The organism is Rhodococcus sp. P4_B6 (genome assembly GCF_056402215.1).
The window spans coordinates 24,504-44,855 of sequence record NZ_JBFUHV010000020.1 but is presented as its reverse complement, the minus strand read 5'-3'; the positions used below and the strand labels follow the sequence as shown (position 1 = coordinate 44,855).

At 67.8% G+C, this 20,352-nt stretch carries 23 protein-coding genes; 11 read left to right on the top strand and 12 right to left on the bottom strand.

Features of this window, described 5'->3' with window-relative positions; all coding sequences use genetic code 11:
- Positions 1-168: 168 nt before the first annotated feature.
- From AC1DWT_RS12580 to AC1DWT_RS12550, 7 genes are read left to right on the top strand one after another with little or no spacing between them, the layout of a single operon-like run.
- Positions 169-1,332 carry an acyl-CoA dehydrogenase family protein gene (locus tag AC1DWT_RS12580; RefSeq protein ID WP_477920773.1) on the top strand — a complete coding sequence of 388 codons (1,164 nt, stop codon included), beginning with the start codon at positions 169-171 and terminating at the stop codon, positions 1,330-1,332.
- Positions 1,333-1,375: 43 nt separating this feature from the next.
- The gene (locus tag AC1DWT_RS12575; protein ID WP_477920771.1) at positions 1,376-1,741 is read left to right on the top strand and encodes a hypothetical protein; all 366 of its coding nucleotides are present in this window, start codon (positions 1,376-1,378) and stop codon (positions 1,739-1,741) included.
- Positions 1,742-1,746: 5 nt separating this feature from the next.
- On the top strand, positions 1,747-2,247 hold the full coding sequence (locus tag AC1DWT_RS12570) for a nuclear transport factor 2 family protein (protein WP_477920891.1): 501 nt from the start codon (positions 1,747-1,749) through the stop codon (positions 2,245-2,247).
- Positions 2,247-3,539, top strand: a complete 1,293-nt coding sequence (locus AC1DWT_RS12565) for an aromatic ring-hydroxylating oxygenase subunit alpha (RefSeq protein WP_477920769.1) — start codon at positions 2,247-2,249, stop codon at positions 3,537-3,539. The genes AC1DWT_RS12570 and AC1DWT_RS12565 overlap by 1 nt, the downstream gene beginning before the upstream one ends.
- Positions 3,529-4,032 (top strand): aromatic-ring-hydroxylating dioxygenase subunit beta, encoded by a 504-nt coding sequence (locus AC1DWT_RS12560; RefSeq protein WP_095862078.1) that lies wholly within the window; start codon positions 3,529-3,531, stop codon positions 4,030-4,032. The genes AC1DWT_RS12565 and AC1DWT_RS12560 overlap by 11 nt, the downstream gene beginning before the upstream one ends.
- Before the next feature lie 28 nt (positions 4,033-4,060).
- Positions 4,061-4,801 carry an SDR family NAD(P)-dependent oxidoreductase gene (locus tag AC1DWT_RS12555; RefSeq protein WP_072937001.1) on the top strand — a complete coding sequence of 247 codons (741 nt, stop codon included), beginning with the start codon at positions 4,061-4,063 and terminating at the stop codon, positions 4,799-4,801.
- Between the two features lie 46 nt (positions 4,802-4,847).
- Positions 4,848-5,807 (top strand): PDR/VanB family oxidoreductase, encoded by a 960-nt coding sequence (locus AC1DWT_RS12550; protein ID WP_095862077.1) that lies wholly within the window; start codon positions 4,848-4,850, stop codon positions 5,805-5,807.
- Between the two features lie 6 nt (positions 5,808-5,813).
- Here AC1DWT_RS12550 and AC1DWT_RS12545 read toward each other — a convergent pair whose 3' ends face one another.
- Positions 5,814-6,434, bottom strand: a complete 621-nt coding sequence (locus tag AC1DWT_RS12545) for a response regulator transcription factor (RefSeq protein WP_072936999.1) — start codon at positions 6,432-6,434, stop codon at positions 5,814-5,816.
- A gap of 225 nt (positions 6,435-6,659) precedes the next feature.
- Here AC1DWT_RS12545 and AC1DWT_RS12540 point away from each other — a divergent pair, with 225 nt between their 5' ends.
- From AC1DWT_RS12540 to AC1DWT_RS12525, 4 genes are read left to right on the top strand one after another with little or no spacing between them, the layout of a single operon-like run.
- Positions 6,660-7,253 (top strand): flavin reductase, encoded by a 594-nt coding sequence (locus tag AC1DWT_RS12540; protein WP_072936998.1) that lies wholly within the window; start codon positions 6,660-6,662, stop codon positions 7,251-7,253.
- Between the two features lie 2 nt (positions 7,254-7,255).
- Positions 7,256-7,549: a DUF485 domain-containing protein gene (locus AC1DWT_RS12535; RefSeq protein WP_072936997.1), complete on the top strand. Its 294-nt coding sequence runs from the start codon at positions 7,256-7,258 to the stop codon at positions 7,547-7,549.
- A 6-nt stretch (positions 7,550-7,555) separates the two neighbouring features.
- Positions 7,556-9,106, top strand: coding sequence for a solute symporter family protein (locus AC1DWT_RS12530; protein WP_378676284.1), 1,551 nt, complete (start codon positions 7,556-7,558; stop codon positions 9,104-9,106).
- Positions 9,103-10,374, top strand: a complete 1,272-nt coding sequence (locus AC1DWT_RS12525) for an amidase (protein WP_477920765.1) — start codon at positions 9,103-9,105, stop codon at positions 10,372-10,374. The genes AC1DWT_RS12530 and AC1DWT_RS12525 overlap by 4 nt, the downstream gene beginning before the upstream one ends.
- A gap of 95 nt (positions 10,375-10,469) precedes the next feature.
- Here AC1DWT_RS12525 and AC1DWT_RS12520 read toward each other — a convergent pair whose 3' ends face one another.
- From AC1DWT_RS12520 to AC1DWT_RS12470, 11 genes are all read right to left on the bottom strand, one after another.
- Complete coding sequence (locus AC1DWT_RS12520; protein ID WP_072936994.1) at positions 10,470-11,432, bottom strand: AraC-like ligand-binding domain-containing protein; 963 nt, start codon at positions 11,430-11,432, stop codon at positions 10,470-10,472.
- Positions 11,433-11,443: 11 nt separating this feature from the next.
- Entirely contained in the window at positions 11,444-12,742 is a 1,299-nt protein-coding gene (paaK, locus tag AC1DWT_RS12515) for a phenylacetate--CoA ligase PaaK (protein ID WP_477920762.1), read from the bottom strand.
- A gap of 32 nt (positions 12,743-12,774) precedes the next feature.
- On the bottom strand, positions 12,775-13,872 hold the full coding sequence (gene paaE, locus AC1DWT_RS12510; protein ID WP_206013640.1) for a 1,2-phenylacetyl-CoA epoxidase subunit PaaE: 1,098 nt from the start codon (positions 13,870-13,872) through the stop codon (positions 12,775-12,777).
- A gap of 2 nt (positions 13,873-13,874) precedes the next feature.
- Positions 13,875-14,384 (bottom strand): 1,2-phenylacetyl-CoA epoxidase subunit PaaD, encoded by a 510-nt coding sequence (gene paaD / locus AC1DWT_RS12505; RefSeq protein ID WP_095862073.1) that lies wholly within the window; start codon positions 14,382-14,384, stop codon positions 13,875-13,877.
- A gap of 1 nt (position 14,385) precedes the next feature.
- Positions 14,386-15,303, bottom strand: a complete 918-nt coding sequence (gene paaC, locus AC1DWT_RS12500) for a 1,2-phenylacetyl-CoA epoxidase subunit PaaC (RefSeq protein WP_378676859.1) — start codon at positions 15,301-15,303, stop codon at positions 14,386-14,388.
- A gap of 49 nt (positions 15,304-15,352) precedes the next feature.
- Positions 15,353-15,658, bottom strand: a complete 306-nt coding sequence (paaB, locus tag AC1DWT_RS12495) for a 1,2-phenylacetyl-CoA epoxidase subunit PaaB (protein WP_072936989.1) — start codon at positions 15,656-15,658, stop codon at positions 15,353-15,355.
- On the bottom strand, positions 15,655-16,608 hold the full coding sequence (gene paaA, locus AC1DWT_RS12490) for a 1,2-phenylacetyl-CoA epoxidase subunit PaaA (protein WP_072936988.1): 954 nt from the start codon (positions 16,606-16,608) through the stop codon (positions 15,655-15,657). Before paaA ends, paaB begins: the two co-directional genes overlap by 4 nt.
- 86 nt (positions 16,609-16,694) lie before the next feature.
- Complete coding sequence (locus tag AC1DWT_RS12485; protein WP_477920758.1) at positions 16,695-17,486, bottom strand: enoyl-CoA hydratase-related protein; 792 nt, start codon at positions 17,484-17,486, stop codon at positions 16,695-16,697.
- Between the two features lie 37 nt (positions 17,487-17,523).
- Positions 17,524-18,378, bottom strand: coding sequence for a 3-hydroxyacyl-CoA dehydrogenase family protein (locus tag AC1DWT_RS12480; protein ID WP_095862071.1), 855 nt, complete (start codon positions 18,376-18,378; stop codon positions 17,524-17,526).
- Positions 18,375-19,103, bottom strand: a complete 729-nt coding sequence (locus AC1DWT_RS12475) for an enoyl-CoA hydratase/isomerase family protein (RefSeq protein WP_477920756.1) — start codon at positions 19,101-19,103, stop codon at positions 18,375-18,377. The genes AC1DWT_RS12480 and AC1DWT_RS12475 overlap by 4 nt, the downstream gene beginning before the upstream one ends.
- Positions 19,100-20,320 (bottom strand): thiolase family protein, encoded by a 1,221-nt coding sequence (locus AC1DWT_RS12470; protein WP_477920754.1) that lies wholly within the window; start codon positions 20,318-20,320, stop codon positions 19,100-19,102. Before AC1DWT_RS12470 ends, AC1DWT_RS12475 begins: the two co-directional genes overlap by 4 nt.
- Positions 20,321-20,352: the final 32 nt, after the last annotated feature.

Sequence of the window (20,352 nt, the reverse complement as noted above, 5' to 3'; positions counted from 1 at the left end):
TGAGCGTGCAGACCGCGGACACGATAGGGAAATCCTTTACTCCGAGGCGACATCTCTGCACGTGTGCGGGAGGAAGCACCGATTGAGTGATGCCCGCCACCGCAATAGCGTGAAACTCGACACGAAACACGCCACACCCCTTCTACTTCGCGTCGATCGGAGTATTTGATGACCACCACCGCACCGACCCTCGACACGACGGACACCGCCGCGAACGGGACGCTGTCGTTCGAGGACGTCCTCGAGCACGTCGCAWTGCGGCGGGAAGAGTTCGCCACACAGAAGTTCGTGCCTCGCGACATGATCGACGAGTTCAAGCAGGTCGGCATCTACCGCGCGGCGACCCCCCGCCGATTCGGCGGCGACGCACTGCCCCCGAGCGAGTTTCTGCGGATGATCGAACGAATCTCCGCGGTGGACGCGTCGGCGGGCTGGGTCGCGAGTTTCGGCTCCGCCCTCGTCTACCTTGCGGCGCTGCCCCTCGCGACGCAGGCCGAGTTGTACAAGGACAGCCCCGACCTCGTCTTCGCCGGCGGCCTGTTTCCGGTGCAGCCCGTCGAACAGGTGCCGGGAGGCCTGAAGATCACCGGGCAGTGGAAGTTCGCCAGCGGATGCAAGGGCGCCGACATCCTCGGTGTGGGCATCCGCGGCGGCGACTCCACCGCGGGGAAGCCACGCACCGCCCTGCTGTGGCCGAAGGACGTCGAGATCGTCGAGAACTGGGACGTGGTCGGTCTCTCGGGAACCGGCAGCCACGAACTGAAGGTCGACGGCGTCGTCGTGCCCGAGGACTGGACGTTCATCCGGGGCGGAACCCCCACCGTCGACGAACCCCTCTACCGCTATCCCTCCATCGCGTACGCCGCCCAGGTGCTGGCCGTCGTCAATCTCGGAGTGGGACGCGCGGCGCTCGACTACGCGATCAAGGTCGGCGCGGGACGCACCGGGATCACCGGAGCGCCCAAACTCGCCGACCGCGCCTACTACCGCATCGACCTGGCCAAGGCGGAGGCGACGCTGCGGTCCGCGCGCGCCTTCTTCTACGAGGTCACCGACGAGGCGTACGCCACGGTGGTCGCCGGCGATCCCGTCCCGGAAAAGCTTGCGGCACTTCTTCGCTTGTCCTCGACCCACGTCGCCAAGGCGGGTGCGTCCGCCGTGCACACCGCCTTCCAGTTGTCGGGCACCGGCGCCATCTACGACGGCAACGCCATGCAGCGGTACATGCGCGAGGCCCTGGTCCCGCCGCAGCACGCCTTCCTCGGCGACGGCATCTACGACAGCGCCGGTGCGGTGCTCATGGATATCCCGCCGTTCCCCGGCTTCATCTGAGCATCGTCCGCACCCCGACCACCGACCTTTCAGGAGTACAACCATGACCGCACCACTGAGAGTGCTGTTCTGCATCGGCATCAACCAGAACTTCTTCGACCTCCCGACCGGCCAGGGCGGCCTGGTGTGGAAGGCGTTCTCCGGGATGATGGACGCGCTGGCCGAGACGCCCGGCGTCCGGCTGATCGGGGACATCGACGACGACAGCCACATGGTGGGACCGTCGGACGGYTGGCCGTGGACCTGCTACATCCTCGCCGACGTCGACACCCAGCAGACCGTCAAGGACGTCTGCAACCTCTTCCGCACCACCACGGTCGGGGAGTACACGCTGTGGCGTTACGCGAAGATCGAAGCCCGCATCGGCCGCGCGCTCACCGTCCGCGAAGACGTCGACCTCGGCGTGTGAGCGACATGCACCGTGCGAGCGCGACCGAGCGCATCGAGAGGCGCGAGGCCGTTCACCGGGTGATGTGCCGCTACATGGAACTGTGTGACGTTCCGTCCGTGCAGTTCTCGGCCGAGGAACTCGGCTCCCTCTTCACCGCCGACGCGGTGTGGGAAGGCGTCGGCAGCGACTACGCGCACAAATTCGGCAGGCGGCAGGGCCGCCGGGAGATCGTCGGAATGCTCACCGCGTACCTCCCACCGAACTCTCATTTCCGGAGAAATGYGCACCTGCTCGGCAACGAGCAGATCGACGTGGACGCACCCACAGCGCAGGGGCGGTGGGTCATGCAACAGCTGTCGCGGTACGAGGACGAATCGGCCGAACTGCTCGTCGCCCGCATCACCGCCGAGTGCGAAGTCCGGGACGGCACCGCCCGGATCAGCCACTTCACGACCGAGAAGCTGTTCGCCACCCGCCTCGACGAGGCTCCGCGACTGCTCGAATCGAATGGAAAGAGAATGTGATGACCACTTCGCTGGATCCCACAGACACCGGTTTCACGGAAACCAACTTCGCGGACCTCGCCACCGACGACCGCGTGGACGGATCGCTGTACACCGACCCCGACATGTTCGAGGCCGAACTCGAGCGAATCTTCTACCGCACCTGGGTGTGGGTCGCCCACGAGAGCGAGATTCCCGAGGCCGGAAGCTACAAGATGGCGACCATCGGCAGGCAGCCCGTGATCGTCAACCGCGACCGCAAGGGCAACTTCAACGTTCTGCTCAACCGGTGCCGCCACCGCGGGGCCAGCGTCTGCGAGGTCCCCAAGGGCAAGGCCAACGGGTTCACCTGCCCGTATCACAGCTGGTCGTACGCCCTCGACGGGCGGCTGCGCGGGATCCCCTACCCCGACGGCTACGACGAGGACCTCGACAAGAAGGACCTCCCGCTGCAGAGCCTGCGAGTGGAGTCGTACGCGGGAATGATCTTCGCCAGCTTCAACCCCGACGTCGAGCCCCTCGACGACTTCCTCGGTGACGCGAAAGTGTGGATCGACCTGTTCATGAAGCAGGGCGCCGGCTACCCGATCAAGACCCAGGGCGAGCACTGCTTCCGCTTCCGCGGCAACTGGAAGATCCAGTTGGAGAACACCACCGACGGCTACCACTTCCCCATCGTGCACCGATCCTGGATGTCGTCCGTCGACGCCGAAACCGCCGACATGCTCTCCTTCATGACCGACGACAACGCCGTCACGCACGCGCTCGGCAACGGCCACAGCGTCGCCATCATGGTCCCGGAGCACGTCGACCTCGACCACGACGGCACCGAGAAGATTCAGGCCCGCTTCGACCACATCGTCGAAGAGCTGTCGAAGACGATGCCCGCCGACCAGGTCCGCCGCATCGTCCGCTCCATGCACGGCGCCGGGTTCAACCTCAACATCTTCCCCAACGTCGCGATGTCGATGTMGTTCTTCCGGGTACTGCGCCCGATCGCGGTCGACGAGACCGAGATCCGGCACATCGCCCTCGGCATGGACGGCGGACCCGAGATCGTCAACCGCGAACGTCTCCGCATCCACGAACATTTCCAAGGCCCGTTCGGGTTCGGCAGCCCAGACGACTCCGAGGCCTGGGACCGGGTTCAGCGCGGCTCCCGCGGCGCACCCGGAATGCCGATCATGGTGAACCGCGGTCTCAATCGTGAAGCACTCGACAGCGACGGGCACCGCACCTCGCACGTCACCGACGAAACCGGAATGCGCGAAGCCTACGCAATGTGGAAGAGGATGATGACCGATGAGCACTGACCTCCTGACGATCGCACTGTCCGACACCCGGGTACTGCAGGCCATCGAACTCGTCTGGCACGAAGCGGCCCTGCTCGACGCCAAGGACTACCAGACCTGGGACGCACTCTGGACCGACGAAGGCCGGTACGTCATACCCATCGACCCCGACACCGACGACTTCGACGGATCGCTGAACATGGTCAACGACGACACCCGGATGCGGCGCATGCGGATCGAACGCCTGACCTCCGGCTACTCGATGTCCGCGCTCGCCGCGGCCCGCACCGTCCGCACCGTCTCCCGCTTCACCGTCGAGGACCGCACCGACGACTCGATCACGCTGAGGTCCGCACAGATCCTCGTGGGCTTCAAACGCGACGACCAGCAGACCCTCGCGGCCGACGTCACGCACCGCATCCGCTACACCGAGGACGGCCCACGGCTGGACCTGAAGGTCATCCGGCTCGTCAACTCGCAGGGCGCGGTCAACGCCTCCGGCTACCTCCTCTGACCTTTCCCTCCAGAAATAGGAGTTCGACATGGATCACGTCGCAGTAGTCACCGGCGCCGGACGCGGACTCGGCGCCGCCATCGCCCGCCTGTTGCACGACCGCGGATATCGCGTACTGGTCGCGGACATCGACGAGGCCGCCGCGAAAGAGACTGCGGTGGCGCTGGATTCCTCCGGGAACACCGCCGTCGCCGCCGTCCTCGACGTTCGGAAGAAGTCCGACTTCGAGTCCCTGTGCGACCGGGTCGTCGACGTCTGGGGTGGGGCGGACGTTCTCGTCAACAATGCCGGCCGTTCCCAGACCGGCTCGTTGATGGACATTGCGCCGGAGGAATTCTCGGACATCGTCGAGATCAACCTCAACGGCGCGTTCCTCGGCTGCCAGGTGTTCGGAAGCCACTTCGCCGAACGCGGCTACGGCCGCATCGTCAACATCGCCTCGCTCGCCGGCCAGAACGGCGGCACGGCAACCGGGGCCCACTACGCGGCCGCGAAGGGCGGCGTCGGAACGCTGACCAAGGTCTTCGCCCGGGAACTCGCACCGTCGGGTGTCACCGTCAACGCGGTGTCGCCGGGACCGCTGGACCTGCCCGTGGTGCGCGAGACAGTGCCCGCGGACAAACTCGCGGCCATTCTCACCACCATTCCCGTGGGCACACTGGGGTCGCCCGAATTCATCGCCGAGACGGTCGCCCTCCTCGCGTCCCCGGCCGCCGCGTCGGTGACCGGAGCCTGCTGGGACGTCAACGGCGGCCTGTACATGCGCTGACCCCCGCTCGAGGGCGACGGGTCGCAGCACCGGAGGAAGAATCACCATGAGCATGTTCACTGTCACTGTCGCGGAAATCGTCGAGGAAACGCCGGACATCAAGTCGTTCCGGCTGGTCCGGACGGACGGTTCACGGTTCGACCCGTACCCTGCGGGCGCCCACATCGACATCCTCGGACCCACCGAGGTCCTCACCCAGTACTCGCTGTGCAGCCCGCCGCACGAGTCCGAATCGTATGTCGTCGCCGTCAAACGCGAGACCGGTCCGCGCGGCGCCTCGGCCGCGCTGCACGATCACGTGACGACTGGCAGCGAGTTGCGGATCAGCGGGCCGCGGACACTGCTCACGCTCGCCGAGGGTGCCGATCGGCACATCCTCGTCGCAGCGGGGATCGGGCTGACGCCGATGCTGAGTCTGGCGTTCGCGTTGCATCGGCAAGGACAGCGATTCGACCTGCACTATTTCGCGCGCACGAGGGCGCAGGCCGCGTTCGTCGACCTGCTGGAGAATGCGGATTTCCGGCAGGACGTGCACCAGCACTTCGGTCTCACGCGGGACGACCAGTTCTCGGCGCTCGAGAAGATCCTGGCGGACGCGTCCGCCGCCACCCACGTCTACACGTGCGGCCCCGAAGGTTTCATGGATCGGGTGCGCCTGCTGGCCGAACCTGCGGTCGGCGAGGACGCGGTCCACTTCGAACACTTCGAGGCGGCGACGCCTGCCGCGACCGAGTCGGATACGGCGTTCGAGGTGGAACTCGACACGGGCGAGGTGTTCGAAGTGCCGGCCGGAAAATCCATCGCCGACGTACTCGAAGAGAACGACATCGAGATCGACACCTCGTGCCGGGAAGGGATCTGCGGCACGTGCGTCATGGACGTGCTCGAGGGCGAGCCCGACCACCGGGACAATTGCCTCACCAAGAGTGAGAGAAAGGCGGGAGACAGAATCGCCGCGTGTGTGTCGCGCGCGAAATCCGCGCGACTCGTCGTCGAGCTTCCCTGAACACTTTCAGGTCACGGAAAGTCCGGCCTGCAGAATGTCGCGCACGAGAACCGCAATGCTTTCTGCTCCGGTCTTTTCCTTGATACGCGTGCGATGCACGTCGACCGTCTTCACGCTGATACCCAGCTCTTTGGCGATGTTCTTGCTCGGCAACCCGTCGAGCACGAGTGCGAGAATTTCCCGCTCCCGCACCGTCAGCGCGTCTATCCGACCCTGCAATTCCGTTCGGTTGCGACGCTCGCCGAATCGTTGCCGCGCGACCCGGAGCGCATCCTGGATCACGTCGAGCATGTGCTGCGGATCGTAGGGCTTCTCGATGAACGTCAGCGCACCCCGCTGCAGTGCCCGCACCGACATCTTGATGTCGCCGTGCGCCGACACGAAGATGATCGGAATCGGGGATTCGTCGGCGAGGAGTGTCTCCTGGAGCTGGAATCCCCCGACTTCCGGCATCCGGACGTCCAGGACGAGGCAGGCCGGGATGTCGCGGCGGTACTCCTCGAGGAACGACTGCACCGAGAAGTAGTACTCCGACGTGATGTTGACCGAATCGAGTAGCCACGCAAGCGACGCGCACAACTCCTGATCGTCGTCGACGATGTAAACCCGTGTTTCTTGCTGCTCCATCGAATCCTGCCTCGCACAGATGGCTTGCTTCCCCGTCCAGTCAACACCGACCGTAACGGAAGCGATAGGCAACTGAAGAAATCCCCTACCCGGATACGCGACTTCCTGCGAGAAAGTAGCGTCGCCGCCAATGTTCCAGCGCACGAGCGCGTCATATCCTTCTTTGCAGGATCGCCGGCGCCACGTGGTGACACGACTTCCCGTTCCGACTCACGGAGGCTGAAAATGCCCGAACTCACACCCATGCAACTGAATTTCCGCACCGCCATGGCGAATCTGCCCGCCGCGGTCAACGTCGTGACGACCGACGGCCCCGCCGGGCGCTGCGGAATGACCGTCACCGCGGTCTGCTCGGTGACCGACTCCCCTCCTACGGCGCTCGTGTGCGTGAATCAGAACAGCGCGATGCACAACGTATTCCGGGAAAATGGCCGGGTTGGCATCAACGTGCTCGCCGGCGACGACGAAGAGCTGGCCATGCATTTCGCGGGCGCGACGAAAGTAGCGATGGCTGACCGCTTCCAGTGGGACATCTGGGAGGAGGACACCGGCGACGGTGTCCCGATCCTGCGCGCCGCCCATGTGGTGCTCGCGGGCCGGATCGCCGACATCAAGACAATGGGATCGCATTCGGTGATGTTCATCGAACTCGATCGCGTCCGCACACGCGAACAGGGCGACAGCCTCGTCTACTTCCAGCGCAAGTTCCACCGATTGTCGGTCCCGGTCGAGTCCCCCGACTGGCTGTTCTACGACGAATGGTCCGATCCGATCACCGTGACACCCGCCCTCGTTCCCACCGCAGCTGGAGGTAGATAGACATGGACACCTCGCCACCTCGAGAAGGGCTCCCGCAGGATTCCGACCTGCAGGAGCTCGCAGATACCCGTGCCGCCCTGACGTTTCGTCTCAGCGCCCTGGTCCTCGCCCTGTTCCTGCCCCTGCCGATCCTCGGCGGGTTCACCTCACTGCTGGACGGCGTCGTGTTCAGCGGTGTCACCGTGGCGTGGCTCTACGCAGTCGCGCAATTCGCCGTCGCCATCGTCGTGGCCCGGTACTACATGGCGCGTGCCGCCGAACTCGACGCCCGAACCGCATCGCGGACGAAAGGATAACGCGCCGTGAACCTCGTCTCTGCGTCACTCTTCGCGGCGCTCGTCGCCGTCACCCTGATGATCACCGCGTGGGCGTCCAAGCGGAACAAGTCGGCGGCCGATCACTACGTCGCCGGCGGCAGTCTCACCGGTCGCCAGAACGGTGTCGCGATCGCCGGCGACTTCATCTCTGCCGCCTCGTTTCTCGGTGTCACCGGTGCGATCGCCCTGACCGGTTTCAACGGGTTCTATCTCGCGGTCTTCGTGCCCGTCGCGTTCGTTCTCGCGATGCTGCTGATCGCCGAACCGCTGCGCAACCTCGGCCGCTTCACGCTGGCGGATGTCCTCGCCACCCGCTTCCCCGGCAAGGACGTGCGCTCGATGATGGCGCTCAGCACGGTGGTGATCAGCGTGGTCTACCTCGTGTCGCAGTTGGTCGGTGCCGCACTGCTGGTGTCGCTGCTGTTCGACCTCGACTACGCGGTGGCCGTGCTGATCATCGGAACACTCACCACCGCATACACGCTCGTCGGCGGGATGCTCGCCACCAGCTGGATCCAGATCATCAAGACCGGTCTGCTCATGGTGTGTGCCGTCGTGCTGTTCGTTCTCGTGCTGGTGCGCTTCGACTTCAACCCCTTCGGCCCGTTCAGCACCGCGCTCGCCGAATTCGGTCAGTCGTTCGTCGCACCGCAGCGCACGTCGGGCGCGGCGTCGTTCGATCAGTTGTCGCAGACAGTCGGGCTCGTTCTCGGCGTGCTCGGCCTGCCGCACGTCATGATCCGATTCCTCACCGTCCCGGACGCGAGGCAGGCGAGAACGTCCGCCTACACGGCGATCTGGATCTTCTTCGCCTTCTACCTCCTCGTTCCCGTGCTCGGCTACGGCGCCGCCAAGCTGGTCGGGGTCGAGGTGATCAAGTCCGAGAACCGCGGCGGCAACCTCGCGGTCGCGCAGCTCGCRGAAACCGTCGGCGGCGGAGTGCTGCTGGCGTTCGTCGCGGCCGTGGCGTTCGTGACCATTCTGGCCGCACTGTCCGGACTGGTGATCGCGACATCGGGTGCGATCGCACACGATCTGTACGGGCAGGTGATCCGGAACGGATCGGTATCGGCGAAGGCTCAGCACCGCGCGGCCCGGGTGGCGACCGTGGCGACCTGCGTCATCGGTGTCGCCATCGCGTTCGCGGCGCAGAAGCAGAATGTCGCGTTCCTCGCGTCGCTGGGAATGTCCATCGCCGCGTGCGCGAACCTGCCCGCGCTGCTGCTGACCATGTATTGGAAGCGCATGACGGCACGTGCCGTCATCTCCGGCATCGTCGTCGGGCTGGTGCTGTCGATCACCGTCATCCTGCTCAGCCCGGTCGTCCAGGGGCCGGACTCCATCCTCGGATTCTCGAACCCGGCACTCGCCGTGGCGCCCCTCTCGCTGGCGGTGTCCGTCGTCGTCGCACTGATGTCGGCGCCGTCCGGGGAGACCAAGGCACGGGCCGACCGCCTCTTCTCGGTGATGCGCACCCGGGCGCTCACCGGACAGACCGAGACGGAGAACGACGACACGATGGCGGCGACACGATGAAGACGGAACTACGGTCACCACTTCGGGACCTGGTCGAACAGCTGTCGGCGGGTTCGACGACGCCGGTCGACGTGGCGGATGCGGCACTCGCGAAGATCGCGGACCTGGATCCGACGATCCACGCCTGGGCTCACCTCGATGCCGACGCGGTGCGGACTGCGGCCGCCCGAATCCAATCCAGCGGCCCGGGCGGCGCGCTGTGGGGTGTTCCCGTCGGCGTCAAGGATCTGATCGACGTCGCCGGCATGCCGACGCGCTGCGGCAGTGAGCTGCGGAGCGCGGAACCCGCGTCGACGGACGCCGACTGTGTGGCGCGTGCGCGCGCACTCGGTGCGCTCCCGGTCGGCAAGACCGTGACCACCGAGTTCGGGTATTTCAAGCCCGGCCCGACCCGCAATCCGCGCGCCGTGGATCACACCCCCGGCGGGTCGTCGAGCGGTTCGGCGGCAGCGGTGGCCGCGGGCATGGTGCCGCTGGCGTTCGGCACGCAGACCGCGGGATCGCTGACCCGGCCGGCGGCGTTCTGCGGAGTCGCGGGTTTCGTCACCGCCCACGGCGAACTCCCGACCGCCGGCATCACCGGATTGAGTCCCCGTCTCGACACGGTGGGGCTGCTGGCACGCACGGTGTCCGATCTGCACTTCGCGTGGACGGCGCTGCGCGACGGCACCCGGGCGCCCGCTCTCGAGCCTTCCGCGCCGCGCCGGCTCCGCCTGTGGAGTGGGTTCGAACTCGGCGAGGTGTCCCCGGACATGACGGCGGCGCTCAGGACCACCGCGAGTGCCGCGCAGACCGCGGGCGTTCGATGCCGTGAGATGGATGCCGCCGCGGCCGTCGTGGCGCTGACGGAACACCACCACACGGTGATGGCATACGACGCCGCCCGGGAACGCGCCGTCGAGGCGGCGCAGCCCGACATGATCAGTGCACCCCTCGTCGAATTGTTCACCGCGGGAGCCCAGAGCACCGAGGCTCAGTACCGCGCCGCCCTGTCCGGAATCACCGAAATCCGGCAGTTGCTGCTCGCGGCGCTGGACGAGGACGAGGCCGTCCTCGGACCCGCCGCACTCGGCGCCGCTCCCCGCGGCCACGACGCTACGGGGACGCCCGTGCTGAGCCGACCGTGGCAGGCGATGGGCCTGCCCGTGGTCACCATCCCCGGCAAGCGCGACAGCGCAGGCCTCCCCCTCGGATTGCAGCTGATCGGGCGCCCCGGCGCCGAGCAGCGCCTGTTCGAGACGGCCGCCTGGCTGGAATCCGTGCTCTGACAACGCTCACGGACGAGCGAGTCGCCCTCCGCACGTGAGTGGGAAAGTGTGTTCCGGCACGCTTTCCCACTCACGTGGGGGAGCCGGCGCCGACCTCACACGCTGATCGACAGGAGTTCCTGTTCGCGGAAGGCTCGCGGCGACACGCCGTACGTGTCCTTGAACAGCCGCGAGAAGTGCGAAGAGTTGACGAGACCGTACCGGGCACAGATGGTTCCGATGCTCTCGCCACGGAAGCGGACGTCCTTGAGATCGCGGCGGCACTTCTCGAGCCTGCGGTGACGGATCCACCCGGCCACTGTGTGCCCGTCCGCCTCGAACATCTTCTGCAGGTGCCGCGTCGACACGTGGTGGTGGGACGCCACCGTGGCGGTGTCGAGCGCGGGGTCGTGCAGGTGCGCGTCGACGAACGACTTCACACGGAGCAGCAGTGTCGCGCCGGGAGCGGTGGCGTCGGCCGGTGCCTCCGCCTGCACCGCGGCACTGAGCAGGTCGACGACCGCGTCCTCGACGAGGGGGGTCGTCGGCATCGTGCCGGTCACGACGGAGTGGTGGAGGTTCGTCAGGAACGGCGAGACGAGCGCGCCCATCCCGGTGCTACCGCGGATGCGGCGCGCCGACACCGTGCCCAGTTCCCGCGAGGCTATGCGCAGCAGTTCGCGGGGAAACATCAGCACGAACATGCTGAAGTCGCCGGCGAAGTGCAGGTCGTACGGCTTGCTGGTGTCGTAGACGGCGAAATCGCCGGGCCCGAGCACGGCCTCACGGTCGTCCTGGACGATGACGCCGCGGCCCGACAGTTGCAGGCCCACCTTCACCAGGCCGGGGTCGGACCGCTTGATGGACGTGCGGGTCCGCCGGACGTCCACCGCCCGTCCCCCGACCTCGCTGAGCTGCAGTCCGCCGAGCGCGGTGGTGCGCAGGGTACCGGTGAACCTGGCCTCGCCGTCCTCGGCGGTGGACACCACGGCGAGTGGGACGAACGCCGTGGAGACGGCCTGCCGCCAGTGTTCGAACTGGCCGTCGTCGTGACGCGCGTGTTCACCACCGAGACGCACCTTCGATCACCTCACAGAGCGGAGCGGTTGTCGATCAGTCGCCGTGCCTTGCCGAGCGACCGCTCCAGTGCGCCGGGGGCGACCACATCCACCTTCACGCTCACTCCGATGCGGTTCTTGACCAGCTTCTGGAGTTCGGCGGCGGAACGGGGGTGATCGGTGGCGGACGCGTCAGGGCGGGCTTCGACTCGTACGGTCAGTTCGTCCATCCTACCGGGGCGGTCGAGGATGCACTGGAACTGCGGGGCCAGCGCGGAGATTGTGAGGATCAGTTCCTCGATCTGGGTGGGGAACAGATTCACCCCGCGCAGGATGATCATGTCGTCGGTGCGCCCGGTGACCTTCTGCATCCGCCGCACCGACCGCGCTGTGCCCGGCAGCAGGCGGGTGAGGTCGCGGGTGCGGTACCGGATGATCGGCATGGCCTCCTTGGTGAGCGAGGTGAAGACGAGTTCGCCCTCCTCGCCGTCGGGGAGGACGTCGCCGGTGACCGGGTCGATGATCTCCGGGTAGAAGTGGTCTTCCCAGATGTGCAGGCCGTCCTTGGTGTCGACGCATTCCATCGCCACACCGGGGCCCATCACCTCGGACAGTCCGTAGATGTCGACGGCGTCCATGTTCAGCTGCTTCTCGAGTTCGGTTCGCATCTCCTCGGTCCACGGCTCCGCGCCGAACACCCCGGTCCGCAGCGACGTCTTCGACGGGTCGATGCCCTTCTTGATCATCGCGTCGACGATCGTGAGCATGTACGACGGGGTCACCATGATCGCGTCGGGTTCGAAGTCCTCGATCAGCTGGATCTGGCGGTCGGTCATGCCCCCGGACATCGGGATCACCGTGCAGCCCAGCCGTTCCGCACCGTAGTGCGCGCCGAGGCCGCCGGTGAACAGTCCGTACCCGTACGCGACGTGCACCTTGTCGGACGGTTTCACGCCACCAGCCCGCAGGCTCCGGGCGATCAGGTCGGCCCAGTTGCTGATGTCGTTCGCGGTGTACCCGACCACCGTCGGCCTGCCCGTGGTGCCGGAGGAGGCGTGGATGCGGGAGACCTTCTCCTGCGGCACCGCGAACATCCCGAACGGGTAGTTCGCCCGCAGGTCCGTCTTCGCGGTGAACGGGAACTTCGCCAGATCGGACAGGTCCTTCAGGTCGCTCGGGTGCACACCGGCGACGTCGAACGCCTTCCGGTAATGCGGAACGTTGGTGTACGCGTGGAGAAGTGACCACTGCAGACGTTCGAGTTGCAGCGTCGAGATCCGGTCGCGCGTGGCGAACTCGATGTCCTGCGAGGGGGTGGCGATACTGGTCATTCTAGTCTCCGGGGTGGGCGGGCTGGGTAGGGTCAGGCGTCGAAATCGACGGTCACGTTGTCGCTGACCGGGAAGGTCTGGCACGTCAGCACGAAGCCGGAGTCGACCTCGTAGTCCTCGAGCGCGTAGTTGCGGCGCATGTCCACGTCACCGCACGTGATCTTCGCGCGGCACGTTCCGCAGACGCCGCCCTTGCAGGCGAACGGAAGGTCCGAGCGGTATTTCTCGGCGGCGTCGAGGATCGACTCGTCCCGCGGCAACGTCGCGGTGGTCGAGCGGCCGTCCAGGACGAGGGTCACCTCGCTGCTCGGCCCGGTGACACCGGGTTCGCGGTGCTTCTCCATCGGCGGCGGGACGTCGTCGACGAAGAACAGTTCGTGGTGCACGCGGCTCTTGTCGATCTGCAGTTCCCCGAGAACCGTCTCGGCGTCGGTGACCATCCCGAACGGGCCGCAGAGCCAGAAGTGGTCGATGTCGGCGAGCGGCACGATGGACGTGAAGAGCGCACGCAACCGGTCGGCGTCGAGGCGCCCGGTGAACAGTTCCACCTCGCGGGGCTCGCGGGACAGGACGTGGATGATGTCGAAACGAGACCCGTACATGTCCTTGAGGTCGGCAATCTCCTCGGCGAACATCACCGAGCGGGTGCGCCGGTTTCCGTACAGGAGAACGACTTCGGCCTCGGGGTTGGCGAGCATCGACGCGGCGATCGACAGCATCGGGGTGATGCCCGATCCGGCGGCGATCAGCACGTGCCTGCCGCCGGCCTCGGGGTCGGCGACGAACGATCCGCTCGGGCCCTGCACCTCGATCCGGTCGCCGGGCCGGACGTCGCGGACGAGCCACGTCGAGAACAGGCCGTCGGACACCTCGCGCACACCGACCCGCGGCGCCGAACCGGCAGGCGCGCAGATGGAGTACGAGCGGCGGTGCTCGACGCCGTCGATCGTGCGCCGCAGGGTGAGCGACTGGCCGGGGCCGAACGCGAACTCGTCGGCGAGGTCGGCGGGGACGTCGAACGTGACCGCGACCGCGTCGTCGCAGAGGGATTCGACGTCGGCGACGGTGAGCGTGTGGAACGCCCTGTTGCGCAACGCCGCGCCGGGCTTCGGGGACACCGCTGTGGTCATGATCAGATTTCCTTCACGTGATCGAAGGGTTCGAGGCAGTCGAGGCACCGGTACAGCGCCTTGCACAGCGTCGCCCCGAATTCCGAGTCGAGACGGGTGTTGGCGGAATGGCAGACCGGGCACGTGACGGCCCGCGGCTTGACGGTGAGGGTCAGCGGGACGGGCCCGGACGTGCGCAGCGGCGCGGGACCCGGTGTCGAGTAGCCGTTCTCGCGCAGCTTGCGCCGGCCGTCGTCGCTGATCCAGTCGGTGCTCCACGGCGGCGACAGGACGGTCCGGACCTCGACGCTGCCGAAGCCGGCGTCCTGCAGGGTGTGCTCGATGTCGTCGCGCATCGTGGCCATGGCGGGGCACCCGGAGTAGGTGGGGGTGATCGTGACGACCACCGATCCGTCGGCGTTCTCCTCGACGTCGCGGAGCACTCCCAGATCGGCGAGCGTGAGCATCGGCATCTCCGGGTCCAGGACGGACTCGGCGAGGCGGCGGGCGTCGCTGCGCACTGCGGTGGTCATGTCACCACACTCCTTCCGGATGGGCCCGGGCCACGCTCTGCATCTCGGCGAGCAGCAGTCCGAGGGCCTCGGTGTGCAGGCCCTGACGTCCGGCCCGGCCGCCGACGGTGCCGACGGTCCGGCCCGTGGGGGCGGTGAGTTCCGCGGCCTTGAGCACCTGGGCGAGGACGGTGTCGAATTCCTCGCGGAGGTCCCGCGGGTCGACGCCGACACCCACAGCGGCGAGGGCAAGTTCCTCGGCCGTCGGGGTGAAGAGTTCCTCGACGTACGGCCACACCCGGGCAACGGCGTCCTCCATGCGCGACTTCGACTCCGCCGTACCGCAACCGAGCGTCACCACCCATCGGGCAGCGTAGTCGCGGTGGTAGGTCAGCTCCTTGACGCCCTTCACCGCGACCGCCGCGAGAACGGGGTCGCGGGAGGTGCGCAGGCGGTCGAACAGGGCCAGCCGCCACGTGGCGAAGACCAGCAGTCGCGTGACGGTCTGCGCGAAGTCGCCGTTGTCGAGTTCGGCCAGCCGGGTGTTACGGAACCGGTTCTCGTCGCGGAAGAACGCAAGCGCGTCCTCGGCGGGAATCGGGCTCGTGTCCGAAATGAACGGCACCACCGACGCATCCGCGGCTGCCGCTCGGGCGAGCAGCAGTCGCGCCTGACCGAGCAGGTCGAGGCCGACGTTCGCGAGCGCCACCTCCTCCTCGAGTTCCGGTGCGCGCGTGCTCCACTCGGCGAGCCGCTGCGAGCTGATCAGCGCATCGTCGCCGAGCATCAGGCAGTAGCCGGCCAGGGCGGCGAGGTCGACGTCACCCGGAACCGTGGTGTCGACGCCGGCCAGGGGGTCGTCGAAGCTGGTGCCGAAAGCCCACTGGCCGTGGCTGTCTTCGTCGACGAGGCCGTCGTAGGCGTTGTCGTGGTCGGTCATCGGTACATCCTCGGAATTCTCGTCGGCCTGCAAAACGGTCTGGGCCGGATCACATGTGGGGAACGTTGTCGGGGATCTCGTAGAACGTGGGGTGCCGGTACACCTTGTCGCCGCTGGGCGCGAAGTACGGGTCCTTCTCCGACGGGCTGGACGCCACGATCGAACTGGACCGCACCACCCAGATGCTCACACCCTCGTTGCGCCGGGTGTAGACATCCCGCGCGTGGCGGACGGCCATCTCGTCGTCGGCGGCGTGCAGGGATCCGACGTGGACGTGGTTGAGTCCGCGCTTGCCCCGCAGGAACACCTCGTACAGGGGCCAGTCCGCGCGCACCGCGGTGTCGTCCGTGCTCATCGTGCGTTCTCCTTGTTGCTCTCGCGGCGGGCGAAGGCCGTTGCGGCCTCCCGCACCCACGCCCCGTTCTCGTGTGCTGCCCGCCGATTGGCGACGCGCTCGACGCTCGAAGCGCCGTTGCCCTTGATCACCTGCATGAATTCGCTCCAGTCGGGCTCCCCGAAGTCGTGGGCGCCGCGTTCGGCGTTCCACTTCAGGTCCGGATCCGGGAACGTCACGCCGAGGACCTCGGCCTGCGGGATGGACATGTCGACGAACCGCTGACGGAGTTCGTCGTTGGTGTGCCGCTTGATGCGCCACTTCATGGACTGCTCAGAGTTCGGCGACTGGTCGTCCGGCGGTCCGAACATCATCAGCGCCGGCCACCACCACCGGTTCACCGACTCCTGCACCATCTCCCGCTGGGCGTCGCTGCCGCGCATCATCGTCATCAGCAGTTCGAAGCCCTGACGCTGGTGGAACGACTCCTCCTTGCAGACCCGGATCATCGCGCGGGCGTACGGCCCGAAGGAGCTGCGGCACAACGGCACCTGGTTGCAGATCGCGGCGCCGTCGACCAGCCAGCCGATGACTCCCACGTCGGCGTAGGTGAGCGTCGGGTAGTTGAAGATCGAGGAGTACTTCTGCTTGCCCTCGATCAGCTTCTGGGTGAGGTCGGCGCGGTCGGCTCCGAGTGTCTCCGCGGCCGAGTACAGGTACAGGCCGTGCCCGGCCTCGTCCTGGACCTTCGCCATGAGGATCGCCTTGCGACGCAGCGACGGCGCCCGGGTGAGCCAGTTGCCCTCCGGCTGCATGCCGATGATCTCCGAATGCGCGTGCTGCGCGATCTGCCGGATCAGCGTCTTGCGGTAGCCGTCGGGCATCCAGTCCCGGGGCTCGACCCTCTGGTCGGCGGCGATGGTGTCATCGAAGAGCGTTTGCAGCTCATCGGAAGCGTGTGACGTGGTCATATGTCCTACCTCTATTACCGAATGATCGGTTGGTATCAAGTATGCATGTCCGCCCCCGCCCACACAAGGGCGGGAGCCGAATTACGTCAGTGTCCTTCGAAGGTGGGTGTGCGTTTCGCGAGGAACGCGTCGACCGCACTGCGGTGGTCCTTCGACTGCCCGAGCGCCTCCGCGGCCGCACGCTCCCGCTCGAGCGCCTCCGACAGCCCCGTGGACGCCGCCGAGACCAGCGACTTGACCTGCGCATACGCGGCGGTGGGACCGTCGGCGAGCTGCCGCGCCAGCGCGGCGGCCGCGTCCCCGAGTTCGGCGTCGGGCACCACCCGGTGCACCAGCCCCCAGTCCAGCGCCTGCGCGGCCGTGAACCGGTCGCCGAGCATCATCAGCCCCGTCGCGCGGCTCGCCCCGAGCGCCTCCACGAGCGTGTGACTGAGGCCGGAGTCCCCGGCCAGGGCGATCCCGGTGAACGCGGTGGCGAACTTGGCGCCCTCCCCCGCGATCCGGATGTCGCCGGCGAGGGCGATGCCGAGACCCGCCCCGACGCACGCCCCGTTGATCGCGACGACCACCGGCACCCGGACCCCGGCCAGGGCCCGGAGCAGCGGGTTGTAGTGCTCGGCGACGGTGTCCATCGCGTGTGCGGGATCGGCCTCGAGGCCGGTTACGTGCTCGGCCAGATCCTGGCCGACGCAGAAGTTCTTCCCCTCCGCCGCCAGCAGCAGGGCACGCACACTGTCGTCGCCGGCCACCTTCTCGACCGCGGCGAGCAACTGTTCCTTCACCGCGCGGTCGAGCGCGTTGGACGCGCCCGCCCTGCGCAGGGTGATGGTGGCCAGTCCCGCGTCCACGGAAAGTCCGATCACGTCGTTACTGCTCAAGAGAATGCGCCTCCTGCTGGTTGTGGTGGGTGGCCTCTCAGGACCAGGTGTAGAAGCCTTGGCCGGTCTTGCGGCCGAGTTCGCCGCGGGCGACCTTCTCGCGGAGCAGGGCGGGCGGCGCGAACCGCTCGCCGAGGGTCTTCGCGAGGTGCTCGGCGATCGCGAGCCGGACGTCGAGGCCGACCAGGTCGGTGGACCGCAGCGGCCCCATCGGGTGCCGGTATCCCAGCTCCATGGCCCGGTCGATGGACTCGGCGTCGGCGACGCCCTCCTCGAGCATCCGGATCGCCTCGAGCCCGAGGCACACTCCGAGCCGACTGGTTGCAAAGCCCGGGGAGTCGTTGACGAGCACCTCGGTCTTACCCAGCAGCGACACCCACTCGCGGACCTTCTCGACCACCCCGGCATCGGTGGCGGGGGCACGCACGATCTCCACGAGCGTCGACGCCGGGACCGGGTTGAAGAAGTGCATCCCGATCAGGCGGGCCGGATCGTTCAGCGCGGCACCGAGTTCGGCGATGGAGATCGAGCTCGTGTTGGTAGCGATCACGGTGGCGGGCGAGACGGTCTTCTCGACCAGTGCGAGCACGCCGAGCTTGAGGTCGACCAGTTCCGGCACCGCCTCGACCACCAGATCAAGGGCGGGCGGGAGCGCGTCGGGCGCCTTCACCGTCGACACCCGTCCGAGGATCGTCGCGGGGTCGGCGTCGCCGAGCTTGCCGCGCTCGTGCGCTCGGTCGAGTCCGTCGGACACCCGCTGCAGGGCCGCCTGCCGGTCGCCGCTCTCGGCGATGGTGACGGTGGAGCCGAGGGTGGCGAAGACCTGCGCGATGCCCGCGCCCATCCGGCCGCCGCCGACCACTCCGACGTTCTTCGGTGCTGTGCTCGTCATTTCTTCTTCTCCAGAAAGGCCGTCATGCGGTCGTGTTTGTCGCGGCTCTCGAACAGCACCGCCTGGGCGATGTCGTCGGCGAACGGGTGCGAGCCCGGTGCGTCGACGATGATCTTGGTCAGCTTCAGGGCCAGCGGCGCCGAACGGGTGATGCGGTCGATCGCCTTCTCGGCGGCGGCGACGTGCTCACCGGCGGGGACGACGTCCATCACGAGTCCGTGCCGCAGCGCCGCGTCGGCGTCCAGGTTCCGGCCGCCGAGCAGCACCTGCTTGGCGACGGACTTGCCGACCAGTTCGGGCAGCCGGTAACTCGCGCCCGCCGCGGCCATGATGCCCAGCCCCGGCTCCGGGTTCCCGAAGACCGCGGTCTCGGTGGCGATGCGGAGGTCGCAGGCGTAGGACAGTTCGGCGCCGCCGCCGAGCGCGTATCCGCTGACCGCGGCGACGGTGGGCAGCGGCAGCTTCGCGATGCGATCGAACAAATTACGGTTGATGCCGGCGAACGCCTCGTCGCGGCCGCGTTCGCGCAGTTCGGCGATGTCGGCGCCGCCCGCGAAGTGGTCGCCCTCGCCGGTCAGCAGCATCGGCTTCGGCGTCGCCTCCAGCACCGCGCACACCTGGTGTAGTTCGGCGATCATCTCCGCATTGATCGCGTTGCGCTGTGCGGGACGGTGCAGCGTGACCACCATGCGGTCGTCGCGGTCCTCGACCTTCAGCGTGTTCACGGGGCCTCGATCAGCATCGCGACGCCCTGGCCGACGCCCACGCACAGCGTGGCCAGCCCGCGGCGGGCGCCTTCGCGTTCCATCCGGCCGAGCAGCGTCAGCAGGATCCGCGCACCCGAGCAGCCCAGCGGGTGACCGAGCGCGATGGCGCCGCCGTCCGCGTTGACGATGCTCTCGTCGAGCTTCAGCTGACGGATCACCCCGAGCGACTGCGCCGCGAAGGCCTCGTTGAGTTCGGCGGCGCCGAGGTCGGAGATCGACCAGTTCGCCCGGGCCAGCGCCTTCCGCGTCGCCGGGACCGGACCCAGACCCATGACGTTGGGGGCGATACCCGCGCTGGCGCTGGTGACGATGCGGCCGCGGACGGTCAGGCCGTACTTCTCCACCGCCGCCTCGCTCGCGATGACGAGCGCCGCGGCGCCGTCCGAGAGGGAGGACGACGAACCGGCGGTGACGATGCCGTCCTGACGGAACACCGGTTTCAGCTTGCCCAGCTTCTCCAGGGTGGTGCCCCGTCGTGGGGTCTCGTCGGCGGTCAGTTCGCCGTCGCGCAGCGGCACCGGGACGATCTCGCGGTCGAACCGGCCGGCGTCGACGGCGGCGATCGCCCGCTCCTGGCTGCGCAGCGCGAACGCGTCGCTCTCGGCGCGGGTGATGCCCTCGAGCGCGGCGACCTCCTCGGCGGTCTCGCCCATCGACAGCGTCACCTTGCGGACGTCCGGTCCGGCGCCGGCCGGCACGTCGCGGTCGGCGGCGGTGAACCGCGGGTTGGTGAACCGCCAGCCGAGCGAGGTGTCGGCCACCTCTCCCGGTCGGGCCCACGGGGTGCCGGGCTTGGCCATCACCCAGGGTGCGCGGGTCATCGATTCGACGCCGCCGGCGATCACGATGTCGGCCTCGCCGCTGCGGATGGTGTGCGCGGCCGACGCGACGGCGGTCAGACCGCTCGCGCACAGCCGGTTCACCGTGTAGCCGGGAACGCTGTCGGGCAGGCCCGCGAGCAGCACGGCCATGCGGGCGACGTCGCGGTTGTCCTCGCCGGCCTGGTTGGCGGCACCGAGAATCACCTCGTCGACGGCGTCGCCCGGGATTCCGGCCCGGCGGGCGGCCTCGGCCACGACGAGACCAGCAAGGTCGTCGGGGCGCACTCCTGCGAGCGCTCCGCCGTACCGACCCTGCGGGGTACGGGCTCCGTCCACCAGAAACACTTCGGCCACAGTCTTCTCCTTCACGGGGGTGCCGTCTATTA